The organism is Hydrogenophaga sp. LT287 (assembly GCF_055702805.1).
Window position 1 is genome coordinate 23,061 of the sequence record NZ_JBVPZC010000008.1, and the last position, 22,570, is coordinate 45,630.

The following is a 22,570-nucleotide window of genomic DNA, read 5'->3' on the forward strand; positions in this document are numbered from 1 at the left end:
GCGCGCACCCTGGTGCCGAGACCGCTGCAACATTAGCCACATAAAAGTCACAGATAAATGACTTTCAAGCGAATCAATACCGTATCTGGTATCGAATAAAGTTCAACCATGGAAAAACCCCGCGCTGTGTTGTTTGACGCCTATGGCACGCTGTTCGATGTGTACAGCGTGGCGCTGCTGGCAGAACAGCTGTTCCCCGGCCAGGGGCAGCGCCTGAGCACGCTGTGGCGCGACAAACAGATTGAATACACCCGCCTGGTGACCACCAGCAACCACGGCGCGCACTACCAGCCGTTTTGGGCACTCACGCAAAGCGCGCTGGCGTATGCCATCAAGGTGGTGGTACCGGCCGCGCGGCAAGACTGGGCCGCCTTTGAAGCCCGCGCCGCCCAGCTGCTGAACCAGTACCGCAGCCTGAGCGCGTTCCCGGAAAACCGCGAGGTGCTGCAAGCGCTGCGCGCACGCGGCCTGCCCACCGGCATTTTGAGCAACGGCGACCCCGACATGCTGGGCATTGCCGTGCGCAGTGCCGGGCTGGACGGCCTGCTCGACCACGTCATCAGCGCCGACCCGGTGCGCCTGTTCAAAACCCACCCCGCCGCCTACGCCCTGGGCGAGCAAGCCCTGGGGTTGCCGGCCAGCCAGATCGTGTTTGTCAGCAGCAACGCCTGGGACGCGCTGGCCGCCACCTGGTACGGCTACCAGACGCTGTGGGTGAACCGCCAGAATATGCCGTTTGAAGAGCTGGGCACGCAGCCCACGCGCACCGCACAGAACCTGCGCGACGTGCTCGCTTTCTTTGACTGAACCTGTTTCTTTTTTCAACACCGTTTCGGGCTGAGCCTGTCGAAGCCTTTTTTCCTGGAGCCATCTGATGACACAACGCACAACGATCCACGGCCTGCAAGTCGCCACCGAACTGTTTGACTTCATCAACAGCCGCGTGCTGCCCGGCACCGGCGTGAGCAGCGACACCTTCTGGCAAGGCTTTGACGCCATCGTGGCCGACCTGGCCCCGAAAAATGCCGCCCTGCTGGCCGAGCGCGACCGCCTGCAGACCGAGCTGGACACCTGGCACAAGGCCAACCCCGGCCCCATCACCGACATGGCCGGCTACCGCAAATTCCTGGAAACCATTGGCTACCTGGTGCCGGTGCCGGCTGACGCCAAGGCCACCACCGCCAACGTGGACGCCGAGCTGGCCATCCAGGCCGGCCCGCAGCTGGTGGTGCCGATCTTGAACGCCCGCTACGCCCTGAACGCCGCCAACGCGCGCTGGGGCAGCCTGTACGACGCGCTGTACGGCACCGACGCGATTTCGGAAGCCGACGGCTGCGAAAAAGGCCCGGGTTACAACGAAAAGCGCGGCGCCAAAGTGATCGCCTTCGCCCGCAAATTCCTCGACGAATCGGCCCCGCTGGCCAGCGGCTCGCATGCCGATTCCACCGGCTACGCCGTGGTGGGCGGCCAGTTGCAAGTGACGCTCAAGGGCGGCGCCACCACCGGCCTGAAAGACGCCGCGCAGCTGGTGGGCTACCAAGGCGCCGCAGCCGCACCGTCTTCCGTACTGATGCTGCACAACGGCCTGCACTTCGACCTGATCATCAACCGCGCCACCCCGATTGGCCAGACGGACCCCGCCGGCGTGAGCGACCTGGTGATGGAAGCCGCGCTGTCCACCATTCTGGACCTGGAAGATTCCGTGGCCGCCGTGGACGCACAAGACAAGGTGCTGGCCTACAGCAACTGGCTGGGCATCTTGAAGGGCGACCTGACCGAAGACGTGGCCAAAGGCGGCAAGACCTTCAAGCGCGGCCTGAACGCCGACCGCGTTTACACCAGCCCCCAGGGCGACGCCGAAGTGCGCCTGCACGGCCGCAGCCTGCTGTTCTTGCGCAACGTGGGCCACCTGATGACCAACCCGGCCATCTTGTGGGGCGCCCAAGGCCAGGAGATTCCTGAAGGCATCATGGACGCGGTGGTCACCACCACCATTGCCCTGCACGACCTGCAAGGCCACGGCCAGCTGGCCAGCGGCCCGATCCGCAACAGCCGCACCGGCTCGGTCTACATCGTCAAGCCCAAAATGCACGGCCCCAAAGAAGTGGGCTTTGCCGCCGAGCTGTTTGGCTGCGTGGAACAACTGCTGGGCCTGCCCGAGAGCACGGTCAAGCTGGGCATCATGGACGAAGAGCGCCGCACCAGCGTCAACCTGAAGGCCTGCATTGCCGCCGCCGCCAGCCGCGTGGCGTTCATCAACACCGGCTTCCTGGACCGCACCGGCGACGAAATGCACACCGCCATGCAGGCCGGCCCCATGGTGCGCAAGGGCGACATGAAAGCCAGCGCCTGGATCCAGGCCTATGAACGCAACAACGTGCTGGTGGGCCTGAGCTGCGGCCTGCGCGGCAAGGCGCAAATTGGCAAGGGCATGTGGGCCATGCCCGACCTGATGGCCGCCATGCTGGAACAAAAAATTGCCCACCCCAAAGCCGGTGCCAACACCGCCTGGGTGCCCAGCCCCACCGGCGCCACCCTGCACGCCCTGCACTACCACCAGGTGCTGGTGAGCGACGTGCAGAAAGAACTGGAAAAAATCGACGCCAACGCCGAGCGCGACAACCTGCTCACCGGCCTGCTGACCATTCCTGTGACCAGCAACCCGAACTGGACCGACGCCGAGAAACAGCAAGAGCTGGACAACAACGCGCAGGGCATCCTGGGCTACGTGGTGCGCTGGGTCGACCAGGGCGTGGGCTGTTCCAAGGTGCCCGACATCCACAACGTGGGCCTGATGGAAGACCGCGCCACGCTGCGCATTTCCAGCCAGCACATGGCCAACTGGCTGCACCACGGCGTGGTAACCGAAGCACAGATCAAGGAAACCTTTGAGCGCATGGCCGCCGTGGTGGACGCCCAAAACGCCGGCGACCCGCTGTACCAGCCCATGGCCGGCCACTTCGACACCAGCATGGCCTACCAGGCCGCCTGCGACCTGGTGTTCAAAGGCCTGGCCCAGCCGAGTGGCTACACCGAGCCGCTGCTGCACGCCTGGCGCCTGAAGGTGAAAGCGAGCTGAAGTCCCCGACCTGCCCCCTCTCCCTCGGGGAGAGGGCGGGGGTGAGGGCTCCCCCTTCCCCTTCACAGCGGCGCCCTCGGGCGCCGTTTTGCATGGCGCACACAATCACCCCATGACACTGGACTACCTGATCTTTGACGCCAGCGACGATGGCGAGGGCACCGGCACCTGGGACGCGATGGCCAGCGTGCGCGCGGCCGATGTGCCCGCCGTGATGGCCGAAGTGCAAGCGGTGCTGGCATGGGCCGAACGCCACAGCCCCGGCCCGCGCGGCCCGCTGGACGAAGGCGGTGCCTGGGACGCCGACGAGCAGGTGCAGACCGACGGCGACTGGACCACGGTGACGCTGACGCTCACCGGGCCCTGGGAATGGGGTGAGGCACTGGTGGCACGGTTTTCGGCGGGCTGAACTGGCACGACGATCTCGGCTCACAACACCACCCAGGTTGCTTAAAATTTAAGCGAAAAGATAATGATTGATCGCGTAAGCGGTTGTTTTAAAAAGGTTTTTCTGATTTTTTTAATTCATTATCTTGAGCAAAAGATAATGAAACCTGGTCACAGCTTGGCTTCAAAGCGAGCAAAGCTATCAGAGCGCCGCAACCGCCTCCAATCCACGGCAGCGGCCTTCAGCACCTTGACGGCGTGAACATAGTCTTCATACCTTGTACCTCTGGCGGCCTGGAAATGGTTGTTCATCACGGCCTTGGGGTTGGGCACCCGATCAGGTTTTTTGACCGGTTTCGCTTTGTAGGCCCGCGCCGCGGTCGAAAGGAACGCGCTGATGGCTTGGTCGCTGGCCAACAGCCAGCTTTCCAGCTCCTGCTCCACACAGACCAAAAAAACGGGGGCGTTTTGCAGCCCCTCTTTCGCCAGCCCATCCAGCAAGGTCTGGCGCTCTTTGGCGCGGCAAGGCTTTTCTTTCTTGTCTGGCCAAGCAGGGCGCAAATCCCACACGATCAAAACCCGCTCACAGCCTTCATCCAGCAGCTTCTTCACCACGCTGGGCGCCTCTTCAAGCAACCTGAGCTTGTTGTCCAAGGTACGAGAGATGAAGTTCTCGCCCGGCTTCAGCTGGCCGGCCAGGTATTCACAGACCAGCTTGTCAGCGCCCTGCGGCCCGCACTCAAAAACAAAACCGATGGTCATGCGGACAACCCCGTCAAGCTGCCCATGGTGTAGAGCTTGCCGGGTGCGAACTCCTCTGCCCACTTGCGCAGGTTGTCGTGATCCGCTGGCCGGGTGAAACGCGGGTGGCCTTGCGCATCTCGCTCCACCACCACCAAGTGCTCCAATGTCAACAAGTCCAGCAAGTACGGTGAATGGGTGGTGATGACCACTTGCGTCGTGCCCGACAGCACGGCACTGCGGATTTCTTCCACGATCAGGTGGATGCTGCGCGGATCGAGCCCGTTCTCGATCTCTTCGACAACGATCAAGGGCGGCGGTGTCGGGTGCCGAAGTAGGGCCAACAAAGCCAGCATGCGCAGCGTACCGGTGGACAACAACCAGCCAGGCACCTTGTACGTGTCTTCGCTCAACTGCAGCCAGGCCTTGCGCTCAATTTCAGACGACGACAGAGTGGGTTGAATGTCTTTGGCGTAGGGCAGCACATAGGACATGGTTTCGACGATGCCGTCGAACGCATTCGGGCTCTGGCGGCGCAGATCCAGCAGAAAGTCCGCCACGTTCGATCCGTCACTGGCCAAACGGACCGCGCCCTGGGTGCGTTGCTGCGGTACGGGCAGCCCCATGCGCTCCGGGCTCAGGGTCAAAAACTGCCAGTCCAACACCTCCATGGCCAGCACGGTGTGGACCATGGTCGCAGATGTGCCCAGGATCGAGCGCCCCGCGCCATAGGACATCAACGCACCGCCCTCGTCGCGCTCCGTGAAGTCCCCGGCCAGGTCGGTTATGCGCTCCGACGCAATGAACATGCGGTTGGCCGCCGGATCGTTGTTCACCGTCATGGCCAGGCGCTGCACCTTGCGCGGGCTGGTCCCCAGCGCCATCTCCCATGAAATGGGGTTGAGCACTTCGCCCAGGCGTTCTTTGGCTTCCTGCCCCTTGTGCCGCACATGCTCGATACCCAGCCAGCGCTGCATGGCCAGGTCCAGCCCGTCGCGCACGATGGCCTGGTAGGTTTCCAGTGCTTCGATCAGGCTGGACTTACCGGCACCGTTGTTACCGATGAAGGCGGTGAGCGGCCCCAGCTTGACGACCTTGCTGTCCACCACCGCTTTGAAGTTACGCACGCGTACGCTTTGCAGGCTCATGAAATCAACCCTTTCTGCACATCGCGCCAGGCGTTGAGCGCAGCCACTTTGGCTGGCTCAGGAACCAGCGGGAAAGTCTTGAGAATATGGGCGAATTCGTCTTCGTCCAACCCGTACAAGTGGGCGACCAGACCGTCGAGTTCGGCGCGGAGCTTGGCGCGTTCAGCAGGATAAGCGACTCCTTCCTCGTGTCCTTTCAGGCCTACATCACGCGCCAAACCGTCGTAGACCGCGTCGGTACAGATCAGCTTGGCCGCCCGCTTTGCAATGCTGATGCAGCGTGCGTCGACTGAAGGCAAACGTGGGACTGGAAGCTGATACAGGTAAAACATGTTCAGCGTGGTGGTGATGCTTTGCCGCAGCAGCCAGTCCAACACAAAGCTGTTGGCCACGGCGCACCAGTAGCACTGCTCCACGGCATTGATGCCGCTGTCGATGACCTTTAGCGTCGTGCTGTTGACCTCGGTGAATACCATCGGCGGCGCGATGGTTGAAATGAGCGTTCGTGTGTCGGTGGAGCGCGCGATGCGACGGTGCAACCAGCGGTAGCTTTGATAGTCCATCCGCTGTCCGGTATCAGGCGTCTTGCCCAGGAGGACCTTTCGGCCATCCGCCTCAGCAATCCAAATTCCAGAATGCTCCGCAGTGTTCTCAAATTGATTGAACATACGACCAGTGAACAACGGCAACCGCTCTGGCCCCGCCGCGCCTCTAGCGATTTCTCGACCAACACTCGTAATCTCAAACTCGCGTGTGAGTTTCAAGTTCCATGCTCCGTCCATCTCTAGCCCAAGAGCTGGAAAGGCGAGCATCTTCTCCACGATAGAGACATCTGTGGGACTACGAAACTCCAACACCGACCGCGTTTCCGCGTTCATCGAACCTATCAACTGCGCAGACAACTCAATGAAGTTGTCTTCGTTTTCCACGAACGCAGCAAAGTCTTCCGCCTTGATGGCTTCGCGCGGGTTGATGCGGAATGTGGCGCGCAGTTTCTCGGTGGTGCCACCTTTGGTGAAGTTCAAGAACAGCAATCCAAACGAGTGGTGCACTTCTTCAAAGATGAACTTCTCGTTGGAGAGGGAAATCAGCGAATCCACCCGCGTATGGTCAAACAGCATGTTGCGCAGACCGGTCGCGCCCAAGTCCTTGTAGATGCCATTGGGAATGACGATGCCGCAATGGCCACCCTCGCGCAGCAAGGCAAAGCAGCGCTCCGTGAACAACTTGTAGAGGTTGATGTCGGAGCCGGTTTTTTTGCCCGCCACCACGGCCGACTGGTACCGATAGTCCGCTGCGCTGCGGAAGTAAGCGCTCATGTGCGGGAAACGGCTCTGGTAGTCGAGCCAGCCTTTTCGGATGTCCTTGTCTTTCAGGAGGCGGGTCTGCTCAGCCTCGAACTCCTTGATGGACATGTTCTTCTTGCTGATCGTCTCGGAGAACGGCGCGAAGTACTCCTTGGCTTGTGGCTTGAAGCCTTCCCACGGGGGGTTGGCCAGGATCACGTCGAAGCCGCCGCGCCGCTGCACGATGTCGTCAAACACATAGCCCCAATGGAAAGGGGTTTGGGCGTCGATGTCCTCCCGCTTCATGGCGCGCTTCTTGGGCTTGCCAAGGTCGTTGGTTGCAGCGTCCCAGGTGGCCTCTTCGTACTTGATGTTCAGGCCAGCAAACTGGTCGTGCACCAGCTCGTTCAAAACGCCGTTGGCCTCGCGCATGGCGGCGTCGATGTCGTCTCTCAAGACGCGCAGGTCGGTGTCGCGCCCCACGGCATCAGCGGCGTGACGGTAGGTATCGAGCTTGCGGTTCTTTTCTTCCACCAGTTCGCGGAAGCTCTTGCGGAACATGTCGCCGTGGCGGTACTTGGCGTCGAACTCGTGTTCATCCACCCGCATAAAGCCCACCAAGGAATTGCCCGGCAAGATGTTGAAGTCGATGTTGGGCAGGGGCTCCAGGTCTTGCACCCTGCGCACACTGGACACCATGGACAGGAAGAGGCGCAGCTTGGCGATTTCGCAGGCCTCTTCCATGATGTCCACACCGTGCAGGTTGTCGGTGACGATGCGGCGCTTGATGTAGTAGCCCACGCTCGGGTGGTCTTTCTGGATGCCGGCCAACCAGTTCTTCAGCTCGGTGCTGGCGCCCATTTCGGCGCGGCCGACCACGGCGTAGTACACATTGATGAGGCACTTGAGCGCGGCCACCAGAAAGGCGCCCGAGCCCACGGCCGGGTCGAGGATGGTGATGCTGGGCAGCACCTCGCCCACCAGCTTCAAGGCGGTGCGCGCGTCCATCTTGGCGAGCAGATCGGGAACGCTCTCGAACTTCACCTCTTTCAGGCCCAGCTCGGGCATGGCCGGCTCAAAGATGCGCTCCAGGATCAGCTTGTGGATGCTGCGTTCGGCCAGGTAGCCGGTGATTTCGGGCCGGGTGTAGTAGGCGCCAAAGGCTTTCTGGTTGATGTACTTCTCGAAGATGTAGCCCAGCACGTCGGGGTTGATCTCGTCGGCGTTGCCGCCGGGCGTGTCGTCCAGGTGCCAGGAGAAGCTCGCGAACAGGTTGAACACGCCTTCAAACGCAGCATCGGCCACGCGCAGGGTGGTGCCCACGCGCGGGGCGTGGTTGGCGTCCAGCTCCAGCTTGTGGTGCAGGAACAGGCCGCCGTTCAGGTAAGGCACCTGGCCGGTGAGGGCTTTGGCTGTAGTGCTGCGGTCGACCTCGGGTTTGGCGAAGGCTTCAAAAAACAGGGCGTTGAGGAACTCGCCAAAGAAGCGGTTTTGGCCGCGCTGCTGGCTTTCAGCCAGCTTGGTGCGCAGGTAGTCGGCGTTGCCGCCGTCCAGGAAGAACTTCTTCTGCATAAACCAGACGAACATGAGCCGGTTGAGCAGCACGCTGGCGTACCAGCGTTTGTCGCGTTCGTTGTCAATGCCCTGGATGTGGCTGAGCAGCTCCAGGTGCTGCTGCTGGTAGGCGTTGAAGAACTTCTTGGTGGTTTTGTCCACGTCCAGCGCGGCCTGAATGCGGCGCGCGGCTTCCAACACCGGCAGACGGCCCGCGGTGTCCAGCTCGGACAGTTCGACCACCATGGCCTGCAACTTGGAGGCGAACAGATCGACCGGCTGGCCTTTGAAGTAGTCGTGCCGGCGCGAGGTGAGGCGGGGTTTGCCGGTCTCGGGGTGTTTGTCGCGTTTGACCCAGTACCACTGGCTCTGGCTGGCGTTGGTCTGCTGGTTGGTGAAGATGAGCAGGTTTTCGGCGTGGCTGTGGGCCACGTGTTTCCACACCTTCAGGCGCTGGGCTTCGTCGGGCCAGCCACCGTCCACCACCACCTGGATGGCGACCACGCCTCCCAGCTCGGCCACGGTGCGGTGGCTGTAGACGGTATCGCTGGCCCGGTCGGGCTGCCAGTCGCGCTCAGTGCTGGCCACGTTCCAGCCCAGCACATCCACAAACAGGCGCTGAAAGTCGAAGGCCTTGAGGTGCGTTTCAAAGGCGGGGAAGTTGAGTTGGGCCATGGGTCTAATGTCGATATCTGGCGCAAATTTTTGTTCTAAACGCCATCAATCCTTTTGAAATCAATAACTTAGAAAACTCCAGCGTGTCGATAAGTGTTGATAAGTGCTGGTTGTTGTTTACTTGCGCGGCCTCGGCGAGGAGGGTGACGGTTCTGTCAGTGTGTAGTAGCTGCCTCGAGTCTGGCCGTGGCGTTGCAAGATGCCGGTCTCGACCATGTGGTCCAGGCGGTGTTTGGCTTGGCGCGGGCTCAGGCGACACAGGGCCACCACATCTTCGCGTTTGATGCGCTGCTGTTGGCGAACCAGGTTACGGATCAGCTCCACTTGCTGAAGCTCATCAAAGGCAGCCTGGCGGGCGTACTCCACGCCTTGTCCCAACTGCTTGTAGACCTGCGGGCTCAAGGTGTACTGGCGGCCCCTGCCTGTACCGTGGGGTTGAACCAACCCACTTTCGACCAAGGGCTCCAGCAGTTTGGCCGTTTGCGCAGGGGTGCATTGCAACGGGGTTGCCAGGTCGGCGACGCTCAGGCGCCGGGCCTCACGCAGGGTCGTGAGGATCATCAATGTTTCCACGGGCAAGGCGCTGTTCTGCCGAGCCTCCTCCTGCAAAACCATGCGCACAAAGGCCAGGTCGGCCGGCTCGGTGCTGATGCTGAGCTTGACCATGTCGAGCATGGACTGTGAGTAATCGGGCGCGGGGCGCCCAAAGCGCAGCATGCCGCTGTATATGAGGTCCACACCACGGCCTGTGCGGTCCACCAGCCCGAGACGCTTGAAGGCGTCAGCTAGCGCAGGGTTACGGGGCCGGGGCTCGGTGGTGAGTAAGTTGTCCAGCCCCACACCTTCCACAAATCCACCAGGGTTGCTGATGATCAGATCGTGCTGTTGCCAGCACACGCGCACTGGGCCACGGCGCGCGTAGTCGCGGTGGACCAACGCGTTGTTGATGGCTTCGCGCAGGGCGTTCACATCCACGCGGGCGATGCCTATGCGGAAAAGACCTTCGTTGAACTCTTGCTCGGTGTTGACTCCACGGGAGAGCAGGTCCAGCCATTCAACGATTTCGATCAGCGCGGCACGCGAGCCCTCATTGACCTTGACTTGGGTGCCTTGCAAAACTTGGAAAAGCACCTCGTGTGTGGGCACCTGAAGTCGCAGGCTGTCGGTGCGGCCAATCAACAGCAGACCGAGCAGGGTGGGTCTGCGCTCGCCGTTGCGCGAAACGGTGAGAGAGAGCGCTCCGTCCAACTGCTCGTCGCTCAGGCCCACAAGCGACTTGTCGCTGCGCGGGTTGTTGGCGATGACAGAACGGAGGCGTTCGCGCTGCAAGGGGTCAAAGTCGGCCAGAGTGGCATCGGCCAAGGGCTCGGCCGACATGTCAATCAACCGAAAGTCGGCGCGACGGCTAGGGTACTCGTGCGGCAGAAACGGCACGCACTCGGGCTGCCCGTTGCCGCCGATGCGGCGGCGCTTTACCAAGCCGTCGGTGCGTGCGATGACTTCGGGACTGCGTGGCACGGACACGACTGCCACACGCATGCCCTGATACAGAAGAACCTCGACATGGACACCGAGACTGGGCGCTGTTCGGTTGGCGACCATAGCGGAAAGACCGCTCACCTGCTGGGGTCTGCTGCTGTGCAGGCCAGTCACAGAGCCATCGTTTTCAACACCAAGGTACAAGCTACCACCCTGCGCATTGGCTAGACAGATCAGCGCCTCGACCAGATCGTCATCGTTGAGCGGATCCCGGTCGCTCTTGAACTCGACCTCCAGCGTTTCTTTCTCCGGAAAGGTGCTTTGTCTCATGCACTGGCCCCCGCGATCAATCCCATGGAGCACACCACGCGCGGCTCCCTCAATGACGCGTCGTCTTCGGCGTAGGTCAGGCGCCCTTCTTCGCGCAGCGACTTCACGGCCTCGGCCAGTTCGGTATCGTTCACGCCGCTGCGCATGAGGCGGTTGAGCAGATCGGCCGAGGTTTCGAGCAGCGGGCGCTGGTACATGTCGTCCAGAGCGCGCTCCAGCTCGTCGTCGCGGAACAGGGTTTGCATCTGTTCAGTGGCGTAAGGCTTCAGTCGTTCGTAGGCCCGGCGGCGCGGGCTGCTGGGGCGACCCAGGCCGCCGCCCACGGCTTTGTCCTGGCTAACGGCGAGTTGCAGGCCTTGGGCCACCAGATTGTGGTGGTTTTCCAGCCGGGCCACCGCAGGGGTGTCGGGCTCGCACTCGGCGGCGCGCAGTACCGTGAACTGCGATTCGGTGACCGTCTTGCCGTTGGCGCCCACCCAGGCCAGATGGTCGTTGCCCTCGGGGGACTTCACGTACACCAAGGCACCGCCTTTGGCCGCGTCTGCCCCCAGCAGCGGGAAGCGGCTCTCGACCAGCGCAAAGGCTTTGGCCGAATACACCACGGGTGGGAGCGATTCGACGGCGCGAGCCAGGTCGGGGTTGTCTTGCGTGGCTTGTTTCCAAATTTGCCAGGCATACGAGGCAAGGTCCACCTCGTCGTCGTTGTCGTCGAGCACGCCTTGTTTTTCGGTGTACAGGTCGCGGATGGTGGTGGCGTCGTCGTCTTCAAAAAACGCTTCGTCGGTGCCCACCACTTCAGCGTTTTCCTGCAGGCGTTGGCGGATGCGCGAGCGCAGCTGGATGAGCTGTTCCACACCATCGGCTGGCAAGAATGAGTAGCAGTGGATTTCTTCGGCCCGCTGGCCAATGCGGTCTACCCGACCTGCGCGCTGGATGAGCCGGATGATGGCCCAGGGCAGGTCGAAGTTGACCACCACGTTGCTGTCTTGCAGGTTCTGGCCTTCGGAGAGTACGTCGGTACAGATGAGCACGCGCACCTCGTCGGCCTTGCTCACGGTCTTGTTGTTGGACTTGGGGCTGAAGCGGCAGGCCAGCGCATAGGGGTCGGCGCTGGCGCCGGTGGCCACGGCGACGTGGGTGATACCCGCTTTGCGTGCCTCGCGTTCAAGGTAGCGTGCGGTGTCGGCAAACTGGGTGAAGACGAGCACCTTGTCTTTGCCATGCGTCTGCGTGAGCATGCGGCGCAGGGCTTGCCATTTGTGGTCATTCTCAGCAGCCCAAGCGCCCTGGGTGTTCAGCAGTTCGGTCAGGGTCTGTGTGTCTTGCGCCAGGTGTTCGGCCAACGAAGCCTTGAAAAGGCTGGGACGAATCCACTTGAAGCGGCGCTTGAAGTCCTTGGCAAAACGGTTGTATGCGGCCTTGGCGCGCACCATGTCGGCTGGCAAACCATCTTCTTCTGCCACGGCATCCACCAGCCCGTCCAGCAGGTCTTCGGGGTCGCCTTCAACACCTTCGGCGTCTTCGTCCATGCGGTCCAGGTCCAGCAGCCCCGCGTCCAGCACGCCCATGGGTAGGTCCAGCCCGTTTTCAATAGCGTAGAGGTAAATCTGGTTGCGCAACACGTGCCGGTCGATCGACTGGAGGAACGAGAAACCGTTGGACTCCAGCCGCTTGAACAGGTTGGTGCGGCAGAACCCCATGAGGCGCTTGCCGGCGCGGCCCAGGTTGTCGATCAGCTTGCGCTCAGCGGGTGTGGCCTGCTTTTCCTCAACCGGGTTGACGTACAGGCCCAAACCGTAGCGCGGCACGTGCAGCGCATTGATCTCATCCACTACCGCAGTGGAATACAGGCGCGCGTAGCGGTCTGCCGGATCGGTCTCGTCCACCGGGAAGGCGACCGACAAGGGTTTGCGAAGCGGGAAGTAGCGCTTCTCGCCATCTTGCCCTGCGATGTAGCGGCGGCCGTGTTTGTCGGCCTCGGTGTAGTGCTGGATGATGAAGCTGCGGGTGCGGCGCACCATGTACAGGCGGATCAGTTCGCGCCAGTCGTCAAACTCGTCGCTCTTTTCTATGGCCAGGATGGAGTTCACCCGGCACTGGTTCTTGCGCTCAAACTCGGCTTCGCTGATGCCGTACTTGCGCATGTGCCGCTCGGGGCGGATGCCAATGTTGGCCTTTTCGTCAATGAACAGGCGCAGCTGTGCCGAGAGGTCGTGCTTGGTTTTGTTGTAGGGCGTGGCGGTGAGCAAGATTACCTTGGCATCGCAGCTCTTGATGTAATCCGCAATGGCCTTGTAGCGACGGCCTTCGCGGTTGCGCAGGTTATGGCTCTCGTCAATGAGCACCAGGCGGTAGCGCTTGAGGTCCGGCAGCTTCTTGGTGACCTGCGACACCGGCAACACCATACCGCGCAGGCCGTATTCGGTTCGGTAGCGCTCCCACATAGGCTCCAGGTTTTTGGGGCAGATGATGAGCGTTTCGTAGCCCAGGTCGTCTTCAAACATGCGGGCCAACGCGGTGGCCATCATGGTCTTGCCCAGGCCCACCACGTCACCAATCATCACGCCGCCACGGCGGTGCAGGTGCCGCGCAGCGATCTTGACGGCACTCTTCTGGAACTCGAAAAGCTCCTGCTCAAACCGGGGCGGCAGACGGAACTGGCTCAGCCCGGCTCGCGCCTCTGTGCTGAGGTGGTACGCGATGTTCAGGTAGATGTGGTGTGGCGGTATGGCCTCTTCCCGCGCCCAACTGCTCTCGATGATGGCGGCCAGATCGGCCGACACGTCCAAGGCCCAGCGGTCTCCCCAGCGGTCGGTGAACCAGCTGGCGAGCTTTTCGGTGCCCAAGTGGTCGAGCACATCGACGTTCAGCTCGCCGTGTTTGGAAAGCCCGGCCAGCGTGAGGTTGCTGCTGCCGACAAACCCGGTGATGGGGTTGTTCACGTCATCACGAAACAGCAAGTACAGCTTCGCATGCAGCGGATAGGGCAGGAACAGTTTGACCACCACTTGGCCAGCTCGCAACTGGCGCGCCAGGCGGCGCAGACCTGCTTCGTCTTGCCCAGTGGGAATGCCCAGCGCAATTTGCTCGCGCAGGTGGGCCGCAAACTGGGCCTTGAGGCGGCTGGCCGTGGCGTTGTCGATCAGGCCCTCTTCGCTGGACTGGCGGTATAGCTCACGGATTTCTTCGTGCGGTGGGCGCTGCATGCCCACCAGCACGCGGCACACCTGACCGTGTGCGGGGTTCCAGCTGCCGATCAAATCGTCGATGGCCTGCCAGCCCCGGAGATTGAGATACCCGATGCAAAAGTCTGCCCGCTTGGATACTTCGAGTGTGGCGCGCAGCGCCTCTAGAAGTGATTGTTGGATGTTGTCGAAGATGCGGGACATGGGCGATTTTTTTGGGTCTTGTTCCTCTGCGGCACATTGTGCCCTTTCCAAAACACCGCACAGGTCGAGAACAGGCTCAGCGCCCCACAAACACCGCCGCCCGCTTCGCCACAAACGACGCCACGCCTTCTTTGGCGTCTTCGCTGTTCGCCAGCCGCTGCTGCACCGTGTCGAACTCGGCCAGGGCGGCCAGCGGGCCTTGCTCCACCGCTTTGAGCGCGTTGAGCCGGGTGGCGATGACCGCCAGCGGCGCCTGCTGGGCAATGCGCTCGGCGATGCGCAGGGCTTCATCCAGCTCGCTGCCGGTGGGCACCACGCGCTGCACGAAGTTCAGCCGCAGGGCTTCGGCGCTGTCGAACCCGTCGCCGGTGAGCAAATACAACAAGGCGTTGCCCAGGCCGGCGCGCTCGGCCATGCGCAGTGTGGCGCCGCCGGTGGCCATGATGCCGCGCTGGACTTCGAGTTGCGAGAAACGGCAGTTGTCTGCCGCGACCACGATGTCGGCGGCGAGCATGAGTTCGATGCCGAGCGTGTAGGTGATGCCTTTGACGGCCACGACCATGGGCTTGGTGCGGCGGCGCCAGCCGGCGTCACCCAGGTTGAGCGGGTCCACCAGGCCGTGGGGCACGGCGTATTCACCGCGCTGCATGAGCGGGGCGAAGCTGGGCAGGTCGAGCCCGGCGGTGAAATGCTCGCCGTGGGCGTGCAGCACGCCCACCCGCAGGGCGGGGTCGTCGTCGAGCCGGGTGTAGGCCTCGGCCAGGGCGCACAGCATGGCGGGGGTGAAGCCGTTGCGTTTGGCGGGGCGGTCAATGCCGATGCGCAGCACATGGCCCTGTGTTTCACAGGTGATGCGGCCCTCAGCTGGGCTGGTGTGTGGGGGAGATGGCGTCATGGCCACCATGGTAGGCAGGCCCGGGCCACCCGCGGTCACGCAGGCGTCAGCGCACGCGCTGCACGTCCAGCGCGGTGACGGCACCGGCCTGGTTGCCCCAGCTCTGGCGAATGAAGCTGGCCACGGCGGCCACTTCGGTGTCGGTCAGCAGGGTGCGGTAGGGCGGCATGCCGTAGGGCTGGGGGTTGCCGGCGGTGGCAGGGGCGAAGCCACCGCTCAAAATGGCTTGCACCGGGTTGACGTGTGAAGCCAGGGTGACGGCGCGGTTGCCGGCCAGCGCCGGGTAGGCGGCGGCAGCGCCTTGGCCGCTGGCGCCGTGGCAGTCGACGCAGTGCTGCTGGTACACCTGGTCGCCCAGCGCCAGCTGCGCGGTGGTGGCGCGCGGCTCGGGCGCGGCGGCAACTTCAACGGGTGGCAGCGCTCGCAGGTAGGCGGCCATGGCGCGCAGGTCGGCGGCGTTCAGGTATTGGGTGCTCTGGAAAACAACCTCGGCCATGGGGCCCATGGCGGTGGCGCCCTCGCTGTGGCGGGCGCCGTGCACCACGCCGTTTTTCAACAGATCAACCACCTGCTGTTCGCTCCAGTGGGCCACGCCCGCTTCGCTGCGCGCGTGCAGCGAGGGCGCGTACCAGCCCTGCCCGGACATCAGGCCACCACTGAGGGCTTTGGCCTGCTGGATGCCACCCAGCGCATCGCGCGGGGAATGGCAGGCGGCGCAATGACCGAGGCCGCGCACCAGGTAGGCGCCCTGGTTCCAGTCGGCGGGGCGGGCCGCATCGGGCGTAAACGTGGCGGGCTCAAAGTACAGCTCGCGCCACACCGCCAGCGCGGCCTGGGTGTTGTAGGGAAAGCGCAGGCCGTGGGGCCGGTTGGGCTGGGCCACCGGCGGCAGGCTCTGCAAAAAGGCGTAGAGCGCGTCGCTGTCTTCGCGGCTGATGAGGGTGAAGTTCTCAAAGGGGAACACGGGGTTGAGCAAGCGGCCGTCGCGCGACTGGCCGTGGTGCATGGCGCGCCAGAAGGCATCGGCGCTCCAGGTGCCCAGGCCATGTGCCGGGTCGGGCGTGAGGTTGCCGGCGTACACGGGGCCAAACGGGGTGTTGATGGCGTGCCCGCCAGCATAGGGCTCGCCACCGCGCGCGGTGTGGCAGGCGGCGCAGTTGCCAGCGCGCGCCAGGTAGGCACCGCGCTGCACCTGCTCAGCCGACGCGGCCGGCGCTTGCGCCATGGGTGGCAAGGCGGCCACATTCAACTGGCGCACGAGCAAGACCACCACGGCCAGGGACAGCACCAACGCCGCGGCCAGCGCCGCCCACAACAAACGCCGAACCACCGGCGAAGACGAAACAGACATGGGCAACCAGACTTAGAACGTGGGGTAGCGCAGGCAGCGGCGCACCGGGGAAAGATTCAACGCGGGCTTGGGGGTGGTCATTGCGCGGTCTCAGGGGCTGAGCCACAGCGCAGCGGCAGGGGGCTGGTGGCGGGCGCAGCGGCATGGGTGTTGGCGGGCAGTGCCTGGGCGGCCAGCCAGCTGGACACGGCGCTCACGTCGGCGGCGGTCATGGCCTTGGCAATTTGCGCCATGCAGTCGGGCGCGTGGGCATGGCGCAGCCCGGTTTGCCAGGCACCGAGCTGGCCAATAAGGTAGTCGCGCGGCAAGCCCAGCAAGCCGGGAATGGCCGGCTGCACCCCAGTGAGCGCCTGGCCATGGCAGGCCACGCAGGCGGGCAGCTTGCGCTGGGCGTCGCCGTGCAACACCAGCGCCTGCCCGCGGGCCAGCTCGGCGGGCGCGGCGGTGCTGGCCGGGGGCGGCGGGTACGGGAGATCGAGGCTGGCGAAATGCTCGGCGATGTCGCGCAGGTAGGCGTCGCTCAGCGGGTCGAGCAGCGCGGTCATGCCGGCGTTTTGGCGCCGGCCTTCGCGAAAGTGCAACAGCTGGTGGTAGAGGTAGCCCGCAGGTTTGCCCGCAATGCGCGGGAAATAGCCGCTGTTGGTGGCACGCCCTTCTTTGCCATGGCACAGGGTGCAGGCCTGCATGCGCTGGGCCATGGTGTCGGGCACGGTGTGGGTAGCAGCCGGGGGCTCGGCGGCATGCAAAGCCCCCGCACACCACGCAGCCACCAGCAAGGGCAACACGGCGCGGGCGCGGCGTTGCATTCGGATAAGTAAGGTTGTCAGCACCGTTTGAAAATACCATAGCAACACACGACCGATACACTGAGGGGTACCAGAAACCCCCAGCACCGCCGATGAACACCAACGCCCCCCCGCTCGATGCCACCCGCTGCCCGCTGTGTGGCGGCGACAACCGCTGCGCCATGGAAATCGAACGCGCCACCGGCCAGAAGCAAGGCCCATGCTGGTGCGTGTCGCAAACCTTCAGCGCCGAGCTGCTGGCCCGCCTGCCCGACAATGCGCAGGGCAAGGCCTGCATTTGCGCCAGCTGCCTGAGCGCTTTCAACACCCAGGAGACACCATGATGGGCTGGCTCGACCGTTTCCCGCTGGTGTGGCTGGTGGTGATTGCGCTGTATCTGGCGGTGGCACCCATCGTGCCCGAGCCGCACCTGGTGGAAAAACTGCGCATGCTCAGCCAGGGCACGCTGGTGAAGCCCATCGATATTTTTGACCTGCTGATGCACAGCGTGCCGCTGGTGTTGCTGGCGGTGCGGTTGTGGCGCGACCTGCAGCGGCGCCGCGCCGGCCGCTGAAGACAAGGTCGGGCCCAAAAACGGCCGGCTGAATTGCCTATGATCGGCCAACAGGTGCCCGCGCGCACCGCGGAACACCATGGCCCAACCACCCGACCACTCCATCGCCACCCTGAAGGCCCGCTACGGCGAGCGCTACCGCTGGCTGCTGCTGCTCTCGGTCATGGTCGGCACCATGGCGTCCATCATGTCGTCCACCATCATCAACGTGGCGATTCCCGACATGAGCCAGCACTTCACCATTGGCCAGGCGCGGGCGCAGTGGGTCACCTCGGGCTTCATGGCGGCCATGACGGTGTCCATGCTCACCACGCCGTGGCTGCTCTCGCGCTACGGCTACCGCCGCACCTATTCGGGCTGCATGTGGCTGCTGCTGGTGGGCGGTGTGGCGGGTGGTTTTGCCAACGACTTTGCCCTGGTGCTGGCCGCCCGCGTGGCCGAAGGCCTGGCGGCGGGCGTGGTGCAGCCCATTCCCGCCATCATCATCCTGCGCGCCTTTGAACCGCACGAACAGGGCCGGGCCAGCGGCATTTTTGGCATGGGCGTGGTGCTGGCCCCGGCGCTGGGTCCGAGCCTGGGTGGCCTGCTGGTGGACGGTTTTGGCTGGCGCTCCATCTTCTTCATGGTGGTGCCGTTCTGCATCGCCTCGCTCTGGATGGCGCAGCGCTTTGTGCCGGGCTCTGCGCCAGGCGGCGGGGCCGCCAACCCGCAAGGCGCTGCGCTGGACTGGCGCGGCCTGCTGCTGGCCACAGCGGGCACGCTGTGCCTGCTCAACGGGCTGGTCGAGCTGCAAACCGGTACCACCGCCAGCGCCAGCGCGCTGCTGGGCGGCGCGGCCCTGATTCTGGTGGGCTTTGTGGCGCTGCAGCGGCACACGCTGAAGGCACGCCAGCGCCATCCTGAGCGGGGGACGGACCCGCTGATGAACCTCTCGCTGTTTGCCGACCGGCGCTTTGCCATGGGCAGCATCGTGGCGTTCATCTACGGCATTGCGCTGTTCGGCTCCACCTATTTGCTGCCGGTTTACATGCAAATGGGGCTGGGCCTTTCTCCCTCGTATGTGGGCACCATCTTGCTGCCGGCGGGCGTGGTGCTGGCCGTCACCATCGCCATGGTGGGCCGCCTGGCCGACCGGCAGCCCACCCATGTGCTGGTGAGCATCGGACTGGTGCTGTTGGCGGTGTCGTTCGCCATGATGTTCACCATCGATGTGCGTCGCCCCACCCAGATCGTGCCCTTGCTGGTGGTGTGGGCCGTGCTGGGGCGCATCGGGCTGGGCTTCATCTTGCCCTCGCTCAACATCGGGGCCATGCGCGGGCTGGGCCATGCCCACATTCCCCAGGGCGCCAGCGTGATCAACTTCTTGCGCATGCTTGGCGGCGCGGCCGGGGTGAGCCTGTGCGGCATCGTGCTGGAATGGCGCGTGGCCGCCCACGGCTTCCGGCTGGACACCGCCAGCACCAGCCCCGAGCGCCTGGCTGCGTTTGACGAAACCTTCTTCATGCTCGCTGCCGTGTGCGCGGTGGCATTGGTCGCAGCCCTGAAATTGAAAGCGACCCCACCCACGCAGGGTTCAAAATAACGCCATGTGCCAACTGCTCGGCCTTAACTGCGCCACCCCCACCGACGCCTCGTTCAGCTTCACCGGCTTTTGCCAGCGCGGTGGCGCCACCGACCACCACGCCGACGGCTGGGGCATCGCGTTTTTTGAAGGCCGCGGCTTGCGCCTGTTTGTGGACCACGAATGCGCCGCCGAATCGCGCATGGCCGAGTTCCTCCGCAGTTACCCGCTGAAGAGCCGCAACATCATTGCCCACGTGCGCAAGGCCACGGTGGGCGAGGTGATGCTGGAAAATGCCCACCCCTTCACCCGCGAGCTGTGGGGCCGGCACTGGGTGTTTGCGCACAACGGCGACCTGAAGGACTACCAGCCCCGGCTGCACAGCCAGTTTCAACCCGTGGGCACCACCGACAGCGAGCGCGCGTTTTGCTGGCTCATGCAAGAGCTGGCCAAGTCGCATGCAGCGCTGCCCAGCACCGAAGAACTGACGCTGACCCTGCGCGAACTCGTGCCGCAGGTGCGCCGCTTTGGCACCTTCAACTTCTTGCTCTCCAACGGCGATGCGCTGTGGGCGCACTGCAGCACCAAACTGCACTACCTGGTGCGCCAGCACCCGTTTGCCCAGGCCACCCTGATGGACCAGGACTGGACGGTGAACTTCGCCGACCTCAACAAACCTGGCGACCGCGCCGCCGTGATCGTCACCACCCCGCTCACGCGCAACGAACACTGGACCGCCTTCGAGCCCAACGAGCTGAAAGTGTTTGTGGACGGGCTGCCGCTGCCCACCGAGGCGCCCCACCCATGAACGCCTGGCTGCTGCTGGGCACAGCCATCGTGGCCGAGGTCATTGGCACCAGCGCACTCAAAGCCAGCGAGGGCTTCACCCGGCTGCTGCCCTCGGTGGTGGTGGTGCTGGGCTACGCGGTCGCCTTTTACTGCCTGTCGCTGGTGCTCAAAACAGTGCCCGTGGGTATTGCCTACGCCGTCTGGTCGGGCCTGGGCATCGTGCTCATCACCCTGGTGGCGTTTGTGGTGTACGGGCAAAAAATCGACCTGCCCGGGCTCATCGGCATGGGGTTGATCGTGGCCGGCGTGGTGGTACTCAACGTGTTTTCAAAAGCAGCGGTGCACTGACCGAAGCCGCAAGTGCGCGCACCGCCCGCGCCAGCTCACAGCACCTTGAACAGCTTTTCGCGCAACTCGGGCAGACGCTTGGAACCCATGCCGTGGCCGGCCATGCTGGCTGCCCAGGCGTGGTACACGGTGCGCAGCGCCTCGGTTGAACCGGCATGAAAAATGTCGTGGATCAGCGAAACGCGCATCTGCTGACCAATGATCGAGTTGATCGAATTGATCATGAAATTGCGCGCCATGTCGTTGTCTTTGGCGGTGCGCGTTTCAGCGGCCGGCAAGCCCAACAGGGCGTCTGCGGCGGGCGCAGCCGTTTCAGATGCGGCGCTGGCGGCAGGCGCGGCGGCCTTGGCAGCGGGCACCGCCGCCTTGCTTGGCACTTCGGCCGCCACACAACCTTGCGACAGCAGCGCGCCCAGAATCTGCTCAATGTCGTCGCTGCCCGAGACAAAGGCCGACAGATCGCGTCCACTGCGCTTGCCGTCAACCAGCACCAGAATGCGCCGAACCAGCGGCGCCAGGCCCAGCGCGCGGGACTGTATTTCCTGCTGTCCAGCGGGGGTCTTGGAAAAAATCGCGGCAGTTAAATCAAGCGTTTCGGTCATGCTGCGTCACGGTGATTGTTATGGTTTCTCTCAACCGGCCCGTTGTACTGCACACGCACGCACTCAACAACCCGGGTATGCCATGACACGGGCTACAAACAATTCTTTTGAATTACAAAACCCCGGCCGACAAAGGCGCTGCGAGCGCACGGCGTGGTGCCCTTGCGACACCGTGAGAACACCCATCCAAAACCGTCGCGCCCATCACGCCGCGCACAGGCGCGTAGGTCACAAAACGACCTGCGACGAACGGCCCGCAAGACCCGATCAGCGGTGGCCCCGATGGGGCGACTGAGCGCTGTTGGCGCGGCGCTCTTCGCGCAGCATGAAGAGGTACAAACCTTCCACCTTTTCGCGCGCCCACGGTGTTTTGCGCAAAAACCGCAGACTCGAACCCACGCTGGGGTCCACATTGAAACAGCGCACCGGAATGCGCTGGCCCAGCTCTTCCCAGCCGTAGTGGTCGGCCAGCGCGGTCACGATGGCTTCGAGCGTGAGGCCGTGCAGCGGGTTGCGCGCCTGGGGCGCGGGTGGCTTGGGGGCCTCTTCGGCTGACGGGGCGACGGGTTCGCCGTTCACGGGTGTACCTTCGCTCGGCAGGCTGCGGTGCGAGCTGGCTTGGGAGCGGCCCGGCGCTGCGCTCATACAGGCCCCTTCATGGCAGCTTCGAGCGCGTCCACAAACATGGCCGGCACATCAAAACCGGTCTGGTCGGTGATTTCCTGAAAGCAGGTTGGGCTGGTCACGTTGATTTCGGTGACCTTGTTGCCGATCATGTCCAGGCCCACCAGCAGCAGGCCGCGCTGGGCCAGCGTGGGCGCGATGGCCTCGGCCACGGCGCGGTCAGCGTCGGTCAGCGGCTGCGCCACGCCCTTGCCGCCGGCCGCGAGGTTGCCGCGCACCTCGTTGCCCTGCGGAATGCGCGCCAGCACAAACGGCGCCACCTGGCCACCGATCAACAACAAGCGCTTGTCGCCCAGCGCAATCTCGGGCAGATAGGCCTGCGCCATCACGCTCGTGGCACCGCCCTGGTTCAGGGTTTCGATGATGGAACCCAGGTTCATGCCGTCGGCGCTGACGCGAAAAATGCCGGTGCCACCCATGCCGTCGAGCGGTTTCAAAATGATGTCGCGGTGTTCGGCGTGGAAGGCTTTCAGCTCGTTGGCGTTGCGCGTCACCAGGGTGGGCGGTGCGAAGGCGGCGAACTCCATGAGCGCCAGTTTTTCCGGGTGGTCGCGCAGCGCACGTGGGCTGTTGAACACGCGCGCGCCTTCGCGCTCGGCCTGCTCCAGCAAGTGCGTGGTGTAGAAAAACTCGCTGTCAAACGGTGGGTCTTTGCGCATCAGCACGGCGTCAAAGGCGTGCACCGGCTCCATGGTTTCGCTGGTCACGGTGAACCAGTCGTCGGCATGGCCGGTGAGCTGCAGGTGGCGCACCTGCGCAGTCACCGGCTGGCCACTGCGCCAGCTCATGAACCGCGGCTCGGTGCTGGCCACGCGGTGGCCGCGCTTTTGCAGCTCGCGCATCATGGAAAAAGTGGTGTCCTTGTAAATCTTGAAGGACTCAATGGGATCGGCGACGAAAAGAATGTTCATGT

The 22,570-nt window shown here is 63.7% G+C and carries 19 protein-coding genes; 8 read left to right on the top strand and 11 right to left on the bottom strand.

Features of this window, described 5'->3' with window-relative positions:
* Window positions 1-108: 108 nt before the first annotated feature.
* From AC0GNR_RS08555 to AC0GNR_RS08565, 3 genes are all read left to right on the top strand, one after another.
* Window positions 109-807: a haloacid dehalogenase type II gene (locus tag AC0GNR_RS08555; protein WP_472900539.1), complete on the top strand. Its 699-nt coding sequence runs from the start codon at window positions 109-111 to the stop codon at window positions 805-807.
* 67 nt (window positions 808-874) lie between these two features.
* A complete protein-coding gene (locus tag AC0GNR_RS08560; protein ID WP_472900540.1) occupies window positions 875-3,079 on the top strand; it encodes a malate synthase G in 2,205 nt (734 codons plus the stop codon).
* A gap of 112 nt (window positions 3,080-3,191) precedes the next feature.
* A complete protein-coding gene (locus AC0GNR_RS08565; protein ID WP_472900541.1) occupies window positions 3,192-3,488 on the top strand; it encodes a hypothetical protein in 297 nt (98 codons plus the stop codon).
* A gap of 149 nt (window positions 3,489-3,637) precedes the next feature.
* Here the strand turns inward: AC0GNR_RS08565 and AC0GNR_RS08570 are convergent, their stop codons facing one another.
* The 8 genes from AC0GNR_RS08570 to AC0GNR_RS08605 form a co-directional block, all read right to left on the bottom strand.
* Window positions 3,638-4,228, bottom strand: coding sequence for a DUF4276 family protein (locus tag AC0GNR_RS08570; RefSeq protein ID WP_472900542.1), 591 nt, complete (start codon window positions 4,226-4,228; stop codon window positions 3,638-3,640).
* Window positions 4,225-5,355 carry an AAA family ATPase gene (locus tag AC0GNR_RS08575; protein ID WP_472900543.1) on the bottom strand — a complete coding sequence of 377 codons (1,131 nt, stop codon included), beginning with the start codon at window positions 5,353-5,355 and terminating at the stop codon, window positions 4,225-4,227. The genes AC0GNR_RS08570 and AC0GNR_RS08575 overlap by 4 nt, the downstream gene beginning before the upstream one ends.
* Window positions 5,352-8,870 (bottom strand): Eco57I restriction-modification methylase domain-containing protein, encoded by a 3,519-nt coding sequence (locus AC0GNR_RS08580; protein WP_472900544.1) that lies wholly within the window; start codon window positions 8,868-8,870, stop codon window positions 5,352-5,354. The genes AC0GNR_RS08575 and AC0GNR_RS08580 overlap by 4 nt, the downstream gene beginning before the upstream one ends.
* A gap of 117 nt (window positions 8,871-8,987) precedes the next feature.
* Window positions 8,988-10,679 (bottom strand): RNA-binding domain-containing protein, encoded by a 1,692-nt coding sequence (locus AC0GNR_RS08585; RefSeq protein WP_472900545.1) that lies wholly within the window; start codon window positions 10,677-10,679, stop codon window positions 8,988-8,990.
* On the bottom strand, window positions 10,676-14,068 hold the full coding sequence (locus tag AC0GNR_RS08590) for a helicase-related protein (RefSeq protein WP_472900546.1): 3,393 nt from the start codon (window positions 14,066-14,068) through the stop codon (window positions 10,676-10,678). Before AC0GNR_RS08590 ends, AC0GNR_RS08585 begins: the two co-directional genes overlap by 4 nt.
* Window positions 14,069-14,144: 76 nt before the next feature.
* Complete coding sequence (locus tag AC0GNR_RS08595; protein ID WP_472900630.1) at window positions 14,145-14,972, bottom strand: crotonase/enoyl-CoA hydratase family protein; 828 nt, start codon at window positions 14,970-14,972, stop codon at window positions 14,145-14,147.
* Between the two features lie 37 nt (window positions 14,973-15,009).
* The gene (locus AC0GNR_RS08600) at window positions 15,010-16,314 is read right to left on the bottom strand and encodes a c-type cytochrome (RefSeq protein ID WP_472900547.1); all 1,305 of its coding nucleotides are present in this window, start codon (window positions 16,312-16,314) and stop codon (window positions 15,010-15,012) included.
* A gap of 77 nt (window positions 16,315-16,391) precedes the next feature.
* Complete coding sequence (locus AC0GNR_RS08605; protein ID WP_472900548.1) at window positions 16,392-17,120, bottom strand: c-type cytochrome; 729 nt, start codon at window positions 17,118-17,120, stop codon at window positions 16,392-16,394.
* Between the two features lie 92 nt (window positions 17,121-17,212).
* Between AC0GNR_RS08605 and AC0GNR_RS08610 the strand changes: the two genes are divergently transcribed.
* From AC0GNR_RS08610 to AC0GNR_RS08630, 5 genes are all read left to right on the top strand, one after another.
* Complete coding sequence (locus AC0GNR_RS08610) at window positions 17,213-17,443, top strand: cysteine-rich CWC family protein (RefSeq protein ID WP_472900549.1); 231 nt, start codon at window positions 17,213-17,215, stop codon at window positions 17,441-17,443.
* Window positions 17,440-17,673 carry a hypothetical protein gene (locus tag AC0GNR_RS08615; RefSeq protein WP_472900550.1) on the top strand — a complete coding sequence of 78 codons (234 nt, stop codon included), beginning with the start codon at window positions 17,440-17,442 and terminating at the stop codon, window positions 17,671-17,673. The genes AC0GNR_RS08610 and AC0GNR_RS08615 overlap by 4 nt, the downstream gene beginning before the upstream one ends.
* A gap of 79 nt (window positions 17,674-17,752) precedes the next feature.
* Entirely contained in the window at window positions 17,753-19,255 is a 1,503-nt protein-coding gene (locus AC0GNR_RS08620) for a DHA2 family efflux MFS transporter permease subunit (RefSeq protein WP_472900551.1), read from the top strand.
* A gap of 4 nt (window positions 19,256-19,259) precedes the next feature.
* Window positions 19,260-20,042, top strand: coding sequence for a class II glutamine amidotransferase (locus AC0GNR_RS08625; RefSeq protein WP_472900552.1), 783 nt, complete (start codon window positions 19,260-19,262; stop codon window positions 20,040-20,042).
* Window positions 20,039-20,371 carry an SMR family transporter gene (locus tag AC0GNR_RS08630; protein ID WP_472900553.1) on the top strand — a complete coding sequence of 111 codons (333 nt, stop codon included), beginning with the start codon at window positions 20,039-20,041 and terminating at the stop codon, window positions 20,369-20,371. Before AC0GNR_RS08625 ends, AC0GNR_RS08630 begins: the two co-directional genes overlap by 4 nt.
* Before the next feature lie 35 nt (window positions 20,372-20,406).
* Here AC0GNR_RS08630 and AC0GNR_RS08635 read toward each other — a convergent pair whose 3' ends face one another.
* The 3 genes from AC0GNR_RS08635 to gshB form a co-directional block, all read right to left on the bottom strand.
* A complete protein-coding gene (locus AC0GNR_RS08635; RefSeq protein WP_472900554.1) occupies window positions 20,407-20,973 on the bottom strand; it encodes a hypothetical protein in 567 nt (188 codons plus the stop codon).
* 267 nt (window positions 20,974-21,240) lie between these two features.
* Complete coding sequence (locus AC0GNR_RS08640; protein WP_472900555.1) at window positions 21,241-21,618, bottom strand: VF530 family protein; 378 nt, start codon at window positions 21,616-21,618, stop codon at window positions 21,241-21,243.
* Window positions 21,615-22,568, bottom strand: coding sequence for a glutathione synthase (gshB, locus tag AC0GNR_RS08645; protein WP_472900556.1), 954 nt, complete (start codon window positions 22,566-22,568; stop codon window positions 21,615-21,617). The genes AC0GNR_RS08640 and gshB overlap by 4 nt, the downstream gene beginning before the upstream one ends.
* Window positions 22,569-22,570: the final 2 nt, after the last annotated feature.